Here is a 14,283-nt window from a genome sequence, read left to right as displayed (position 1 = left end):
GACAAACTGATCGATATTCTGGAGAAGGACACCAAGCGTCCTGCGCGCCAGGTCGTGCTGAAGACGGCCGACCGGTTGGACATGACGGAGTTTCCGATCCCGGCCTATGAGCTGGCGGATATTCCGCGCTATTTCCTGGGCTCGATCCAGTATTCGTCGGGCTGCCCGTATCAGTGCGAATTCTGCGATATTCCCGGCCTCTATGGCCGCAATCCGCGGCTGAAGACGCCGCAGCAGATCACGGCCGAACTCGACAAGCTGCTCGAATGCGGCATCATGGGGTCGGTCTATTTCGTCGACGACAATTTTATCGGCAACCGCAAGGCTGCGCTCGATCTGCTGCCGCATCTGGTCGAATGGCAGAAGAAGACCGGCTTTGTCCTGCGGCTGTCCTGCGAGGCAACGCTGAACATCGCCAAGCGGCCGGAAATCCTCGCGCTGATGCGCGATGCCTGGTTCGGCACCATCTTCTGCGGCATCGAGACGCCCGATCCCGTCGCATTGAAGGCGATGAAGAAGGACCACAATATGGTCCTGCCGATCATGGAATCCATCGAGGTGCTGAACTCGTTCGGCATGGAAGTGGTGTCCGGCATCATCCTCGGCCTCGATACCGACCGTCCTGAAACCGGCCAGGCGCTGCTCGATTTCGTCGATGCGTCGCAGATCCCGCTGCTCACCATCAATCTGCTGCAGGCCCTGCCGCAAACGCCGTTGTGGGATCGTCTCAAGAAGGAAGGCCGCCTCAACGAGGAAGAAGGCCGCGATTCCAATGTGGATTTCCTGCTGCCCTACGAGGATGTCGTGAAGAGCTGGCGTCGTGCCATGGGCAGTGCCTATGTGCCGGAAAAGCTGCTCGAGCGGTTCGAATACCAGATCACGCACACTTATCCGCATCGTATCAAGCCGCCCGTCGGCGCGATGCTGACGCCGAAAAATATCCGCCTTGGCCTGGTGATGTTGCGCAACATCTTCTGGAAAGTCGGCGTGCTCGGCGACTACAAGCGCGCGTTCTGGAAATTCGCCTTCCGCCGCATCGTCCGCGGCGAGATCGAATATCTGATCTCGGCAATCATGGTCGCGCATCACCTGATCAACTTCGCCCGCGACGCATCGGGTGGTCAGACCAATGCGTCCTACTATTCGATGAAGCTGCAGGACACGGCAGCCGCGGTTCCGGCTGAGTGAAGCTCCGCCCTCATCCTGAGGAGCGATCCACCTGGATCGCGTCTCGAAGGATGGCTGTGCACTCCAGTCCATGGTTCGAGACGGCGCTACGCGCCTCCTCACCATGAGGGTGGTGTTTTGGGTGGCAATCGGCAAAGTGGCCACATGAGCGAACGCAACGACCCAATCGCGCATCCCAGCCCGTCGATCGCCGACCTCCGTCGGCTCACGCCAGCGCGTGTCGGTCTCGGCCGCGCCGGTGCCAGCCTGACGACGCAGGCGCTGCTGGATTTCACCCTTGATCATGCCCGTGCCCGCGATGCCGTGCATGCGCCATTCGAGGCCACAGCGATTGTCGCGGCTCTGGTGGAGCAGGGGCTCGCGGCCGTCGTTGTATCGAGCCTGGTCGCCGATCGCGCCGATTACCTGAAACGTCCCGATCTCGGCCGCAAGCTCGCGCCCGAATCGCAAAACCTGCTCGAAGCGCACGGCAGCGCTGGCTGCGACATCGCGCTCGTCATTGCCGATGGCCTTTCCCCCGCGGCCGTGAATGCCCATGCACTTGGTCTGGTGGCAGCGTTGCTACCAAAGCTCGATGGCCTGTCGGTTGGGCCAGTAACGGTAGCCAGTGGCGCGCGCGTGGCGCTGGGCGACGAGATCGGCACACTGCTCCATGCGCGGATGAGCATCGTGCTGATTGGAGAGCGGCCGGGTCTGTCCGCGCCGCACAGCCTCGGCGCCTATGTCACCGTCGCGCCCAAACCGGGCCGCAGCGATGCCGAGCGGAACTGCGTGTCCAATATCCAGTCGGCAGGGCTGAGTTTCGACGAGGCTGCGGTCAAGATCGCGTGGTTGGCGCGCGAGGGGCTGCGACGCGGTATCACCGGTGTGACCTTGAAGGACGAAAGCGGGCTCCAATTGGCCGCACCGGCCGCAAAGCCTGACTAAGACAGCTATCGCCGCAAATCGTGACCTGAAATCGTGACTTGGTGATTGCGCCCTGCGCCAGCGTCGCCTTGCGAATAGTCATACAGAACTGCTACACCGCCAGCGAATTTACCGCGCAATTTCAAGGGCTAGAGCACAGCATGGACCATATGAGCTCCCACGACGCCGACATCAAGAAATTGGGGCGTGGGCCGTCCAGCATTGCCTTCGGCCTGGAGCGTATCGGCCTGATCGCGGTCAAGGCGCCGATTCTGTCCTGCATCATCCTGCTGGCGCTGGTCGTCGGCGCGATCTTCGGCATCCAGCGCATCAAGATCGACGATTCGCTGAGCCAGCTGTTCCGCTCCGACAGCAAGGAATACAAACAATATGAGGAAGTAACGAAACGCTTCCCGTCCACCGAGTTCGACGTCCTGGTGGTGCTGGAAGGCAAGACGCTGCTCTCCCGCGACAATCTCGAAAAGATGCGCGACCTCGTCACCGACATGCAGCTGGTCGATGGCGTGCGCGGCCTGATCTCGATCTTCTCGGCGCGGCAGACGCCGGCGCCAGGCAAATTGCCGGCAGCTTTGTTCCCGAACGAGCTGCCCGAAGGCGCCGCCTATGACCAGTTCATCGAGACGGTCAAACAGAACGAGCTGATCCGCGGCAAGCTGTTGTCCGATGACGGCACACTGGCGCTTGTTGTGCTGTCACTCGATCCCGCGGTGGTCAGCAACAACAAGCTGAGCACGGTGATCGCCGAGATCCGCAAGACGATGAATGAGGATCTGGCGGATTCCGGGCTCACCAAGGAATTGTCCGGCGTGCCGGTCATGCAGCTCGAAATCCGCAATGCGGTCGAGCGTGACGGCCTGATCTACAATGTTGCCGGCATTCTTGCCGGCTGCATCATCGCCATCATCTTCTTCCGCAAGATCTCCTTCATGATCATCGCGGCGTTCCCGCCGCTGCTGGCGATCCTGTTGTCGCTCGGCGCGCTGGGCTGGGCCGGCTTCAGCCTCAACATGTTCCTCAATGTGATGACGCCGCTGATCATGGTGATCAGTTTTGCCGACTCCATGCAGCTCACTTTCGCGGCGCGCGATCGCCTGATTGCCGGTGAGGACAAATACTCTGCCTTCACCAATGCCGTGCGCGTGGTCGGTCCGGCCTGCGTGTTGACACATGGCACAGCCGGCATTTCGTTCCTGGCGCTGCAGTTCTCGGACTCTGACCTGATCCGTGCTTTCGGTGAAGCGGGGCTGACCGCGACCATCATCGCGCTGGTCGCGGTGCTGTCTCTGGTGCCGGTGTTCGGCGTGCTGCTGGTCCGTAACGAAAAGATCTTTGCAGCCAAGTTCCAGGCGGCCGATTCCGGCGTGCAGGCGCTGCGCGCATTTTGCTACTGGATCGCCGTACGCATGGTCGGTCGTCCCGGCCTGTTCAGCCTGATCTCGCTGCTTGTGGTGCTCGGCCTCGGCACCGTCTATGCGAGCCTGGAGCCGCGCTATCGTCTGGCCGATCAGGTGCCGGACAAGGAGCAGGCGGTCGCGGCTAGCGGACGCCTCGATGCCAAGCTCACCGGTGCCAATCCGATCGATATCCTGATCGAATTCCCCAAGGGCGCCGATCTCTATTCGCAGGACACGCTGGATACCATCGCGCAGGTCCATAGCCTGGTGGAGAAGCAGGCCGGCGTGGGCAATGTCTGGTCGCTGGAGACGCTGCGGCGCTGGCTGGCGGAGAAGGCGGGCTCGACCGACGTCGCAACGCTGAAGGAATATGTCAGTGTCATTCCGGAGCATCTGGTGCGCCGCTTCATCTCGGCGGATCAGACTGCGGTGGTGGTCTCCGGACGCGTGCCGGATAGCGATTCAAGCAAGATCCTCCCGGTGGTCGACAAGCTCGACGCGGCTCTCAACACGGTGCGAAGCGCGCATCCCGGCTACGAGATCGCTGTGACAGGCCTGTCCGCCATCGCCGCGCGAAACAGCGCCGGCATGATCGAGAAGCTCAATCACGGCCTGACCATCGAATTCGGCCTGGTTGCTGTGTTCATCGGCCTCGCATTCCGCTCCTGGGTGGTGATGCTGGCCTGTATCCTGCCGGGTATTTTCCCGGTGGTGTTGTCGGGTTTCGTGTTGTGGCTGCTCGGCGAAGGGCTGCAATTCGCCAGTGTGGTGGCGCTCACGGTCTCGTTCGGCCTCGGCCTGTCCGCGACCATCCACTTCCTCAACCGCCTGCGTCTGGAAGATACGCCGGGCACCGATCCTGCTGTCGCCGTCGAACGCGCGACCGTGCTGGTCGGTCCGGCGCTGATCCTCACCACGGTGGTGCTGGCCTGCGGCCTCGTGGTGACGGTGTTCTCGGACCTGCCCTCGTTGCGCCTGTTCGGCTGGCTCAGTGCCTTCTCGATGGTGGCAGCACTGGTCGCCGACCTCTTCATCCTGCGCCCGACCTCGATGTGGCTGATCCAGCTGCAGCAGAAGCTCACCGGCAAATCGACGCTGGCGAAGGAACGCGACTAGAGCATGATCCCGAAACGTGGATACCGGTTTTCGGATAAGATCATGCTCTAACTTAAGGTCGCTGCCAGTGCGGCGCCGGAAAAGGCGTCGCGCCGGCGGGTCACGAATTTAATCAGAAAGTCGGCGACCGCGCGGGAGCGCGCGGTTCTGCTCTGGGTCGGGTGGGTGATCAGATAGATTCCCTCACGGGGCGTTGCCGGACCCATTTCGATGCGCGTGACACCGGGCGTGGCGTCGCCCACATAGCAGGGAAGCACGCCGACCCCGAGACCCGCGGCGACGGCCGCGCGGCACACCACGGTCGAACTGGCTTCGATGGCCGGCGTCCGTCCTTCGGTCAGGCTGACCATCCACTTTCGCTCCGGCATGTCGCGGCTTGCATCCGACAGCAGGATGAACGGCATCTCCTCCAAAGTTGCGCCCGCGCGCATCTGCAGGGCCAGATCATTGTGGGCGTAGAGCGCGAAGCGGTAGTCGCAAAGCCGTCGGATCCCCAGTTCATTGGGAACGGCGAGGCTGATCCGCAAGGCGACGTCGGCATGGCCGCGCCGGAAATCGTCGAACTGCATGTCGGCGCACAGGGAAATCCGGATCGAGGGGTGCGCGGTGCGGAATTCGCCCAGTGCATCGGTGAGCGCGTGACAGATCAGCGCCTGCGGCGCCGCCACGCGGACGATTCCTTCGAGCCCTGAATTGGGACCGTCGATCAACTGAGGAAGCGCGTCGAAGGCTTCCGCAATGGATCGCGCTTTGGCCATCAGCATCGTTGCAGGCGGGCTGACGACCATGCGGCCGTCGTTGCGTTCGAACAGTCTGGTGTTCAGCGCGCCTTCGAGGGTCGCCAGCCGCCGCAGCACCGTGCTGTGACTGACACCGAGCCGCCTGGCGGCGCCGAGCGCAGTGCCGCTCGCCTCGATGGCCAGGACATATCGCAGGTCGTCCCAAGTGAATGCCGCCATCGGATCTTCCCCTGTCTATCGATGCGAACCGTATTTGCATTTTCAGACAGTTCCAATGCCGATTCCGGCATCCGTGTTGCTTGGAAATGCGGGAGCGCGGCAGCAGCCGGATCGTAATATTTCACGGGGATGTATGATGGGCATAAAGCAATTCCTGCTGGCGACTGCACTGCTCGCTGGCTGTTCTCAGGTCGCGCGCGCCGAAGATAAGGCCCTTTTGCAACTCGACTGGATCGCGAGCGGTGAGCACGCCGCCTATTACGCCGGCATGCAGCGCGGCTTCTTCAAGGATGCCGGAATCGATCTCAGCATCGTCAGAGGTTACGGATCGGGCGACACGGTCAATAAGGTGGCAGCCGGAGCGGCCAAGTTCGGCGTGGCGGATGTGGGCGCGGTGTTGGCGGGGCGTGCGCAACAGCAGGTGCCGGTGAAGTCGATCGTGGCGGTCTACACGCACTCGCCGCATTCGCTCTTCATCCTGAAATCATCCGGTGTGAAGGGTTTCAAGGATCTCGCAGGCAAGAAGATCGCCATCAGCCCCGGCAACAGCCACAAGATCTATTTTCCGGAAGTCGCGCGCCGCGTCGGCGTCGATCCGGAGAGCGTGAACTGGGTGACGACCGATGCGTCGGCCATGGCGGCCATGCTGATCGCCAAGCGTGTTGACGCCGCGCCCTTCTATTCCATCCACCAATACTACCAGAACAAGGCCGCGATGCAGGCGGGCGAAGAGATCGTCTCGCTGCCCTTCGTGTCGGCCGGTTTTGCGATCTACGCATCCTCGCTGGTCGCCACCGACGAGACCATCAAGACCAATCCGGATCTGGTGAAGCGCTTCGTTGGCGCCGCCGTGAAGAGCTATGCCTGGGCGCGCGACAATCCGGTCGAGACCTGCAAGCTGCATGTCCAGAAGAACCCGGAAGTGCTGCAGGACGAGTGCGAGGGCTCGCAGAAGGCCACCATGACCTTCATCTTCAACGATCATCAGAAGGCGACGGGGCAGGGCCATTTCGACAAGGAACGCCTGCAGACGACGTGGAAGGCCGTGGCTGAAAGCCTCAAGCTGGATGCGTCCTGGGATCCTTCGCAGGCGATCGACGACAGCTTCGTGCCATGATCTCGCTTGCCCGGGTCGGCAAGACCTTCAAGACACGTCGCGGCGGTCATGTGCAGGCGCTGGATGACATCTCGGTGTCGATCCAGCCGGGAGAGTTCGTCGCCATTGTCGGCGCGTCCGGCTGCGGCAAGTCAACCTTGCTGCGCATGGTGGCCGGCCTCGTGCAGCCGGACATCGGCCACCTCACATTGGACGGCAAGCTCGTCACCGAGGCGACCGAAGGAACGGCGATGGTCTTCCAGGCACCGACATTGTTGCCGTGGATGACTGTCGAGCGGAACGTCACGTTTCCGCTCAGCCTGTCCGGCCGTGACGGACCGGACGCGCGCGAACGCGCTCGCGCGCTCTTGCGGTCGGCTGGTCTTGCCGGCTTCGAGCAGCGGATGCCGCGCGAACTTTCGGGTGGCATGCAGCAGCGCGTTGCCATCTGCCGCGGCCTTGTGCAACAGCCGCGTATCCTGCTCATGGATGAACCATTCGGCGCGCTCGATGCGTTGACCCGCGAGGAGATGAGCCTCTCTTTGCTGGCCTTGTGGCAGGCCAATCCAATGGCCGTGCTGTTTGTCACCCATTCGATTTCCGAGGCCGTGATGCTGGCGGATCGGGTGATCGTGATGTCGCCGCGGCCGGGGCGTATTGCTGAAATCATCGATGTCGGGTTGCCGCGTCCGCGTTCGTTCGATCAGGAAGGTAGCGCGGAATTCCACCGCTGTTCGAAACTGATCCGGCATCGCATCTACGGTGGAGCGGCCCGTGCTCATTAATGCTGCGCTCTGGGGGCGGCGACACCTGCCGGTGATCGTATCGAGCGTGCTGTTCCTGGCCAGCTGGGAAGTGATCTGTCTGGCGTTCGGGATCAGGCCATTCCTGCTGCCACGTCCCAGCGTCATCTGGACGACCATCGTGCCGATCTGGCCGAACGTCCTCATGCATACGATGACGACCTTGCGGACGGTGCTGCTTGGCCTGCTGGCCTCGATCGTCATCAGCCTTCCGCTTGCAATGCTGATCGCGAGTTCGCGCACCATCTCCAAAGCGATCTACCCGCTGCTGGTGCTGACGCAATCGATCCCGAAGGTCGCGCTCGCGCCGATCCTTTTGGTCGCGCTCGGCGCCAATGAGCTATCGCGTGTGGTCATCACCTTCCTCGTCGCCTTCTTTCCGCTGGTGGTGAGCTCGGTGGCCGGCTTGCTGGCGACGCCGCCCGAACTGGTCGAACTCGGACGATCGTGCCGGGCGACCCGCCTGCAGCAATTGCTGCGCATACGTTTGCCCTATGCGCTTCCATTCGTGTTCGGCGGGCTGCGGGTGGCCGCTGCGCTCTGTGTGGTCGGGGCCGTTGTCGCCGAATTCGTCGGCTCCGATTCCGGGCTCGGCTATCTGATCCAGACCTCGATGGCGTTCTTCCGCACCCCGGTCGCGTTCGGTGCCGTGGCCATTCTTGCGATCATGGGCATCGCGCTGTTTCTTCTGGTCGAAGTCATCGAACGCCTGCTCGTGCCGTGGTCCAGCAATCTGGACAATTCTTCCAACGACGACAACTAGGTCAGATCCAATGGCAAAAAATCACCCGGGATATGTGCTGGTCCGCGATGCCGTCATCGCCGATGCTGGTGTTCGCCGCGGAACGACAGGGGATATTCTGATCAAGGACGGCATCATCGCCGAGATTGGTCCCAACCTAGCCGCGCCGGATGGTGCGGAGATCGTCGATGCGTCCGGCATGCTCGTTCACGCGGGCCTGATCAATGCTCACACCCATGGCCATGGCGGCCTCGGTCGCGGGCAGGGTGACCGCTGGACACTGGAGGTGCTTTTGGCTGCTGCGCCCTGGATCAGCGGCAGCCGGTCGCTTCAGGATAAGAAACTCACAACCCAGATCTGTGCCGCCGAAATGGTGTTGAAGGGCTGCACGGCAGCCTATGACCTGTATTACGAGTATCCGGCGCCGAGCATCGATGGCATGGACGCTGTCGCGGAAGCCTATGCCGAAGTGGGCATGCGCGCCGTGCTTGCGCCGATGGTCGCAGATCACAGCTTCTATGAAGCCATTCCAGGCCTGCGTGACGCCCTTCCGGACGATCTTCAGCAGCAGGTTGATCGACTCCGTCTCGGACCCGGCGATCGCACCATCGCGGCGATCGGATCGATCCTGGAGCGCTGGAAGTGGTCGGCATATGACATTCGTCCGGCGGTGGCACCGACGATTCCAGCCCATTGCAGCGACAGTTTCATGTGCGGCTGCGCCAAGCTGGCCCGCGACTACAACATTCCGATGCAGAGCCATGTCGGAGAAAGCAAGGTGCAGGCCGTGGTCGGCAAGGAACGCTACGGAAAGACGCTCGTGGCGCATCTCGACGCGCTCGGGCTGATCAACGAAAAATTTTCCGCAGCCCACGCGGTCTGGCTGGACGACGACGACTTCCGGCTGATGGCCGATCGCGGGGCGTCGCTGGCGCATAACGCCGGCAGCAATATGCGATTGGGCAATGGCCTGTTCCGGATGCGGCGCGCGCTCGATCTCGGCGTCAATGTCGGGATCGGTACCGACGGGGCGAATTGTTCGGATAACCAGAACATGTATGAGGCGATGCGCTATGCATCGATGGCGTCGAAAGTGCAGGGGCCGGATCCTCGTAAATGGGCGGCCGTCGAAGAAATCTATCATGCAGCGACCGCGGGTTCAGCGCGAACGCTCGGCCTCGAAAAAGCCGGCGCGCTGGCGCCGGGCTACAAGGCAGATATCGTTTTTGTAAGCCTGCACGCCATCAACTGGATCCCGCATAACTGGACCGTCAACCAGCTGGTTCATTCCGAGGACGCGACATCGGTGCGCCATGTCATGATCGGCGGCACCTTGGTGGTGCGCGATGGCCGCTTGCTGACGATGGATCTTGCCAAACTCGCCCGCGAGGCGGAGGCGGCGCGCGAGCGGCTCGAGGCGCTCAACGCCGAATGGCGCGGTCTGTTCGATCGCCTGGAGCCCGTGGTCGCATCGTTCTGCCCGGGGCTGGCAGCGCGTCCCTACCAGATCAATCGTTACCTCTGCGATGAGGTGGAGGGCTGACGAGCCGTTCGGCCGGAAGCCGCTTCCACCGATGTCGTCGCCCGGCTTGACCGGGCGATCAAGTATAGACGGGCATCGCGGGCCGTCTCCGCCGCCTGCGTGTACTGGATCACCCGCTTTCGCGGGTGATGACAGTGTGAGTGCGATCAGCCTTTGGTCATGCTGATATTGACGCCGCGAATCTCGCCCTTGGACGAGATGGAGACGTTCTGCTTATTGCCCTTCGTCGTCAGCGTGATGTTCGCTGCAAAGCCTGCGGCTTCGACGAAGACATCGATCTGGCCGCCGCCGGCCTTGCCGTTCAGGTTGCCATAGACGTTGCGGCTCGCTTCGCTCCAGCTGCCGGAAACGTTGCTGCCGTCGCTCTTCACATTGCTGGCGAGGTCGAATTTGTAGCTGTCGCTGGCGCAGCGCAGGCTCTGTTCGAGCGCATTTCCGCCGCCACCCACTTTGTAGCTGGCGCGGCAGCGAATCTTCTCCGAGGATCCGTCCGACATGGTCACGGTGCCGGTGCCGCTCCAGTTGCCGTCAAAACCGGCAAAAGGGGCAGATTGGGCGTGGCTCGCCGAAACCGACAGCATCAGAATCGCGCCAGCGCCAGCAGCCTTGAGGGCGTGACCGAGCAGCTTGGCAGAAGAAATTGTCATGTTTGGTATCCCCGAAAAGTTTGGCACCGCGCCGGCAATAGGGTGCCGCGACGCTTCGGACGTAAGTGTCGCGGCGGTTGGAACAGGTTCAATTCGGCAATGAGCAGCAATCGTGACATTGACGCTAGCCGAAACGGTTCCGGTTGAACATTGGGTTCCGTTTTGCTCGGCGCAACTGGTCCGGGACTGACCTTTGCGCCATATGACGCATTCGTGTCCGTCCGGTATGGCCCGCGCGGCAGGTGCAACCTTTGGCCGCATTTTACGGGTTAACCGGCTTGCGGCCTGTGTCTCGCATGCATCCCTCGCCATGAATGTGAGGAAATCGCCGTCGATCGGGATCGCTCTTCAGGTGCGATCGTTACTGATTATGCTATGCACCCAGCGGGCTGACTCTCGCTTGCTCAATTGAAGGACGACAATGCGTAAAATTTTCCTGGCTTTGACCGTGATTGCCGTATCTGCCTCGACCGGCGCATTGGCCCAGCAGCAAACCCAAGGCCGCAGCGGCACCGAGGCTGAGCAGAAGGCTTGCTCGCGCGATGTGCAGAAGCTGTGTCGCACCGTGATGGATCAGGGCGATCTGGTGATTCTGTCCTGCTTGAAGGAAAATCGTCCCAAGATCAGCAAGGCCTGCAACGACGTGCTGGTCAGCCACGGCCAGTAAGCGTCCGAGCGCACGACGTCAGGCCTGTGGTCGGTACCGCAGGCCTGTTTCATGAGTAGTCCGGCGCGGCTTTGGCCGCAGCCGAGGTGCCATATTGGCATTGGTTTTGTTGGCCGATTTGGCCTATATGGGGCCGAGAGGCGTCCGCCTGCCGGTATTTTAGGACCGTGACAGCCCCTCCGTTTCACCCCCGTCTTGATTGAACGAAGCCGAGATTGATGACCCCTGCGAGCGAGCTGCGATCTGGCAAGACCGATCGCGACGAGAATTTTCCGGTCGCGTCCTGGATCATCCACAAGCGCCACCGGGCGCTGATTCTGGCGTTCTACAATTTCGTCCGCACCGCCGACGATATCGCCGATCATCCGCTGCTGGATGCCTCGACCAAGCTGACCATGCTCGACGAGCTGGAAACGGGATTGCTCGGCGAACACGATGAGCAGGCTGAAGCCAACACGCTGCGTGAGGCCTTTGCCGAGCGCGGCATGCCGCCGCGCCATGCGCTCGATCTGCTCACCGCGTTCCGGATGGACGTCACCAAGCTGCGCTATGCGGATTGGGACGAGCTGATCCATTACTGTTCATTCTCGGCGATGCCCGTTGGTCGCTTCATGCTGGAAGTGCATGGCGAGGACAAAGCGACATGGCCCGCGTCGGATGCCATCTGCGCGGCGCTGCAGATCAACAATCACCTGCAGGATTGCGCCAAGGATTACCGCGAGCTCGACCGCGTGTATCTGCCGCAGGACATCATGCAGCGACATGGCGTCAGCGTCGAAGCGCTCGACAAGCCAAAATCGTCGCCGGAATTGCTGGCGTGTCTGCGCGATCTCGTGGCGCGTAACGAGGCGCTGCTGCACGAAGGCGACAGCCTGACGGTGCACATGGCGGACACCCGCTTTGCCTGCAATATCGCGGTGATCGAGAAATTCGCCTGGGAAATTTCGAAACTGCTGCGGGTGCGCGATCCGCTGAGCGAGAAGGTGCATCTCTCCAAAGGCAGCATGGCCGGCTATGCGCTCGCCGCCATGGCGGGCTGCCTGTGGCGTCGCGCGACCACGTCCGCGCCGATTTCGCGCCCGGCGGCAGGCAAATGAATCAGATGACCACTCAGACCGAACCCAGCGAAGTCCAGGGCGTCGCCGCCAGCTCGTCGTTCTATTCGGCGATGCGCATCCTGCCGCGCGAGCAGCGCGATGCCATGTTCCAGATCTACAGCTTCTGCCGTCAGGTCGACGACATCGCCGACTCCCACGAGGCACGTGACCTTCGCCTGAGCCAGATGCAGCAGTGGCGCGAGGATATCGAGGCGCTCTATGCCGGCAATCCGCCGCCGCGGGTGCGCGATTATGTCGAGCCGATCAAGCGCTTCGGCATGCTGAAGGAAGACTATCTCGCCGTCATCGATGGCATGGAGATGGATATCCCTGCCGATATCCGTGCGCCCGATGAAGCCACCTTCGATCTCTATTGCGATCGCGTGGCCAGCGCCGTCGGCCGGCTGTCGGTCAAGGTGTTCGGCATGCCCGATGCAGATGGCGTGCTGCTCGCCCATCATCTTGGCCGCGCGCTGCAGATCACAAACATCCTGCGCGACATCGATGAAGACGCTACGCTCGGCCGTCTCTATCTGCCGCGCGAGCTGCTCTTCCATGCCGGTATCACTTCCAGCGATCCGCAGGTGGTGATCAAGGAGAAGGCGCTGCCGAAGGTTGCCGCGCCGCTGGTGCGCCGCGCGCAGGACCACTTCAGGGAGTCCGACAAGATCATGGCCCGCAACAAGCGCCGCAGCGTGCGCGCGCCGCGGATCATGTCGAAATATTACCACGCCATCCTGGAATTGCTGGTGAAACGCGGCTTCGCTTTGCCGCGCGATCCCGTTCGTCTCGGCAAGGCCTCCAAGATAGCGATCCTGCTGCGATACGCGATCATCTGATGTCCAAAACCGCTCATATCATCGGCGCCGGCGTGTCCGGCCTGGCCGCTGCGATCCGGCTGAACAATGCCGGCTATCAGGTCCATGTGCATGAAGCGACCCAGCAGGCCGGTGGCCGCTGCCGCTCCTATTTCGATGCGCAGACCGGCCTCACCATCGACAACGGCAATCACCTTGTCCTGTCCGGCAACAGCCACGTCATCAACTACGCAAAGTCGATCGGCACCGAAGCGGGACTGGTCGGCCCGGCGCGTGCGCAATTCGCTTTTGCCGATGTGAAGACCGGCAAGCACTGGCAGCTCGATCTCGGCGATGGCCGCATTCCGACCTGGCTGTTCGACGCGTCGCGCCGCGTGCCGGATACGTCGGTTGGCGATTACTTCGCGCTGACGCCGCTGATCTGGGCCGGTAACGACAAGCTCGTCGGCGACACCATCAAATGCGAAGGCGTGCTCTATGATCGCCTTGTGCAGCCGCTGCTGCTGGCCGCGCTCAATGTCGATCCACCGGAAGGTTCAGCGGGGCTTGCCGGCGCCATCGTGCGCGAGACGCTGCTGGCGGGCGGGCAGGCATGCCGTCCGCTGATCGCGCGCTCCGGCCTCAGCGACGTGCTGGTCGAGCCGGCGATCGAATTGCTGCGCAAGAAGGGCGCTGGCGTTCATTTCGGCCACGAGCTGCGCAGCTTCACCATGGCCGGCGAGCGCATCAGCGAATTGAAGTTCGGCGAAGGCGATGTGATCGCGCTCGGCGCCGATGACGTCGTCATCATGGCCGTGCCCGCCTGGTCGGCGAAGAACCTGCTGCCCGGCGTGAAGACGCCGACGGAAATGCGTGCCATCGTCAATGCGCATTTCAATTACGTGCCGCCGGCCGGTCACGCACCGATCATCGGCGTCGTCGGTGGTGTCGTGGAATGGCTGTTCGCCTTCCACAATCGCCTGTCGATCACCATCAGCAATGCCGATCGCTTCGTGAACGTGCCGCGCGAGGAGTTCGCGCAGCAGATCTGGGACGAGATCTGCAAGATCTCGAACATCCAGGCGCCGTTGCCGGCCTGGCAGATCGTGCGTGAGCGCCGCGCCACCTTTGCCGCCACACCGGCGCAGAATGCATTGCGTGCCGGCACGCGGACCGATTTCAAGAACCTGTTCCTGGCTGGCGACTGGACCGATACCGGTCTGCCCGCCACCATCGAAGGCTCGATCCGCTCCGGCGATCGCGCCGCCGACATGGCACTCGGAAAGGTCTGAACCAAGGCGCGGTTC

Annotated in this window: 13 protein-coding genes; 11 read left to right on the top strand and 2 right to left on the bottom strand. The window is 62.3% G+C overall.

Annotated features, from left to right (window positions below):
* The 3 genes from ACIQ2A_RS17215 to ACIQ2A_RS17205 all read left to right on the top strand — a co-directional run.
* Positions 1-1,188: B12-binding domain-containing radical SAM protein (locus ACIQ2A_RS17215; protein ID WP_398481385.1), on the top strand; the 1,188-nt coding region annotated here is incomplete at its 5' end.
* A gap of 144 nt (positions 1,189-1,332) precedes the next feature.
* Entirely contained in the window at positions 1,333-2,115 is a 783-nt protein-coding gene (eutC, locus tag ACIQ2A_RS17210) for an ethanolamine ammonia-lyase subunit EutC (RefSeq protein ID WP_398481389.1), read from the top strand.
* Between the two features lie 149 nt (positions 2,116-2,264).
* Positions 2,265-4,625, top strand: a complete 2,361-nt coding sequence (locus ACIQ2A_RS17205; RefSeq protein ID WP_398481383.1) for an RND family transporter — start codon at positions 2,265-2,267, stop codon at positions 4,623-4,625.
* A 47-nt stretch (positions 4,626-4,672) separates the two neighbouring features.
* Here the strand turns inward: ACIQ2A_RS17205 and ACIQ2A_RS17200 are convergent, their stop codons facing one another.
* Positions 4,673-5,584 carry a LysR family transcriptional regulator gene (locus tag ACIQ2A_RS17200; RefSeq protein ID WP_398481381.1) on the bottom strand — a complete coding sequence of 304 codons (912 nt, stop codon included), beginning with the start codon at positions 5,582-5,584 and terminating at the stop codon, positions 4,673-4,675.
* Positions 5,585-5,720: 136 nt separating this feature from the next.
* Between ACIQ2A_RS17200 and ACIQ2A_RS17195 the strand changes: the two genes are divergently transcribed.
* The 4 genes from ACIQ2A_RS17195 to ACIQ2A_RS17180 are packed head-to-tail and all read left to right on the top strand — an operon-like array spanning position 5,721 to position 9,768.
* Entirely contained in the window at positions 5,721-6,701 is a 981-nt protein-coding gene (locus tag ACIQ2A_RS17195) for an ABC transporter substrate-binding protein (RefSeq protein WP_398481379.1), read from the top strand.
* Positions 6,698-7,465: an ABC transporter ATP-binding protein gene (locus ACIQ2A_RS17190; protein WP_398481377.1), complete on the top strand. Its 768-nt coding sequence runs from the start codon at positions 6,698-6,700 to the stop codon at positions 7,463-7,465. Before ACIQ2A_RS17195 ends, ACIQ2A_RS17190 begins: the two co-directional genes overlap by 4 nt.
* Positions 7,455-8,246 carry an ABC transporter permease gene (locus ACIQ2A_RS17185; RefSeq protein ID WP_398481375.1) on the top strand — a complete coding sequence of 264 codons (792 nt, stop codon included), beginning with the start codon at positions 7,455-7,457 and terminating at the stop codon, positions 8,244-8,246. The genes ACIQ2A_RS17190 and ACIQ2A_RS17185 overlap by 11 nt, the downstream gene beginning before the upstream one ends.
* Before the next feature lie 10 nt (positions 8,247-8,256).
* Complete coding sequence (locus tag ACIQ2A_RS17180) at positions 8,257-9,768, top strand: amidohydrolase family protein (protein ID WP_398481373.1); 1,512 nt, start codon at positions 8,257-8,259, stop codon at positions 9,766-9,768.
* Positions 9,769-9,914: 146 nt separating this feature from the next.
* Here ACIQ2A_RS17180 and ACIQ2A_RS17175 read toward each other — a convergent pair whose 3' ends face one another.
* A complete protein-coding gene (locus ACIQ2A_RS17175; protein WP_398481370.1) occupies positions 9,915-10,415 on the bottom strand; it encodes a hypothetical protein in 501 nt (166 codons plus the stop codon).
* Between the two features lie 421 nt (positions 10,416-10,836).
* On the opposite strand from ACIQ2A_RS17175, the gene ACIQ2A_RS17170 reads away from it, so the two are divergent.
* From ACIQ2A_RS17170 to hpnE, 4 genes are all read left to right on the top strand, one after another.
* Entirely contained in the window at positions 10,837-11,082 is a 246-nt protein-coding gene (locus ACIQ2A_RS17170) for a hypothetical protein (protein ID WP_398481368.1), read from the top strand.
* A 218-nt stretch (positions 11,083-11,300) separates the two neighbouring features.
* Positions 11,301-12,179, top strand: a complete 879-nt coding sequence (gene hpnC, locus ACIQ2A_RS17165) for a squalene synthase HpnC (protein WP_398481366.1) — start codon at positions 11,301-11,303, stop codon at positions 12,177-12,179.
* Between the two features lie 5 nt (positions 12,180-12,184).
* On the top strand, positions 12,185-13,018 hold the full coding sequence (gene hpnD, locus ACIQ2A_RS17160) for a presqualene diphosphate synthase HpnD (protein WP_398481363.1): 834 nt from the start codon (positions 12,185-12,187) through the stop codon (positions 13,016-13,018).
* Complete coding sequence (hpnE, locus tag ACIQ2A_RS17155; protein WP_398481361.1) at positions 13,018-14,268, top strand: hydroxysqualene dehydroxylase HpnE; 1,251 nt, start codon at positions 13,018-13,020, stop codon at positions 14,266-14,268. Before hpnD ends, hpnE begins: the two co-directional genes overlap by 1 nt.
* The last annotated feature ends 15 nt before the right edge of the window (positions 14,269-14,283 follow it).

The organism is Tardiphaga sp., from assembly GCF_044336785.1.
Lineage (GTDB): Bacteria > Pseudomonadota > Alphaproteobacteria > Rhizobiales > Xanthobacteraceae > Tardiphaga.
This window is presented reverse-complemented; position numbering and strand designations above follow the sequence as displayed.

Excerpts from the sequence above, each read along its gene's own strand:
- ACIQ2A_RS17180 (WP_398481373.1), top strand. The coding sequence starts at position 8,257 with ATGGCAAAAAATCACCCGGGATATGTGCTGGTCCGCGATGCCGTCATC.
- ACIQ2A_RS17205 (WP_398481383.1), top strand. The coding sequence starts at position 2,265 with ATGAGCTCCCACGACGCCGACATCAAGAAATTGGGGCGTGGGCCGTCC.
- hpnE (WP_398481361.1), top strand. The coding sequence starts at position 13,018 with ATGTCCAAAACCGCTCATATCATCGGCGCCGGCGTGTCCGGCCTGGCC.
- ACIQ2A_RS17170 (WP_398481368.1), top strand. The coding sequence starts at position 10,837 with ATGCGTAAAATTTTCCTGGCTTTGACCGTGATTGCCGTATCTGCCTCG.
- hpnD (WP_398481363.1), top strand. The coding sequence starts at position 12,185 with ATGACCACTCAGACCGAACCCAGCGAAGTCCAGGGCGTCGCCGCCAGC.
- hpnC (WP_398481366.1), top strand. The coding sequence starts at position 11,301 with ATGACCCCTGCGAGCGAGCTGCGATCTGGCAAGACCGATCGCGACGAG.
- ACIQ2A_RS17175 (WP_398481370.1), bottom strand. The coding sequence starts at position 10,415 with ATGACAATTTCTTCTGCCAAGCTGCTCGGTCACGCCCTCAAGGCTGCT.
- ACIQ2A_RS17190 (WP_398481377.1), top strand. The coding sequence starts at position 6,698 with ATGATCTCGCTTGCCCGGGTCGGCAAGACCTTCAAGACACGTCGCGGC.
- ACIQ2A_RS17195 (WP_398481379.1), top strand. The coding sequence starts at position 5,721 with ATGGGCATAAAGCAATTCCTGCTGGCGACTGCACTGCTCGCTGGCTGT.
- eutC (WP_398481389.1), top strand. The coding sequence starts at position 1,333 with ATGAGCGAACGCAACGACCCAATCGCGCATCCCAGCCCGTCGATCGCC.
- ACIQ2A_RS17200 (WP_398481381.1), bottom strand. The coding sequence starts at position 5,584 with ATGGCGGCATTCACTTGGGACGACCTGCGATATGTCCTGGCCATCGAG.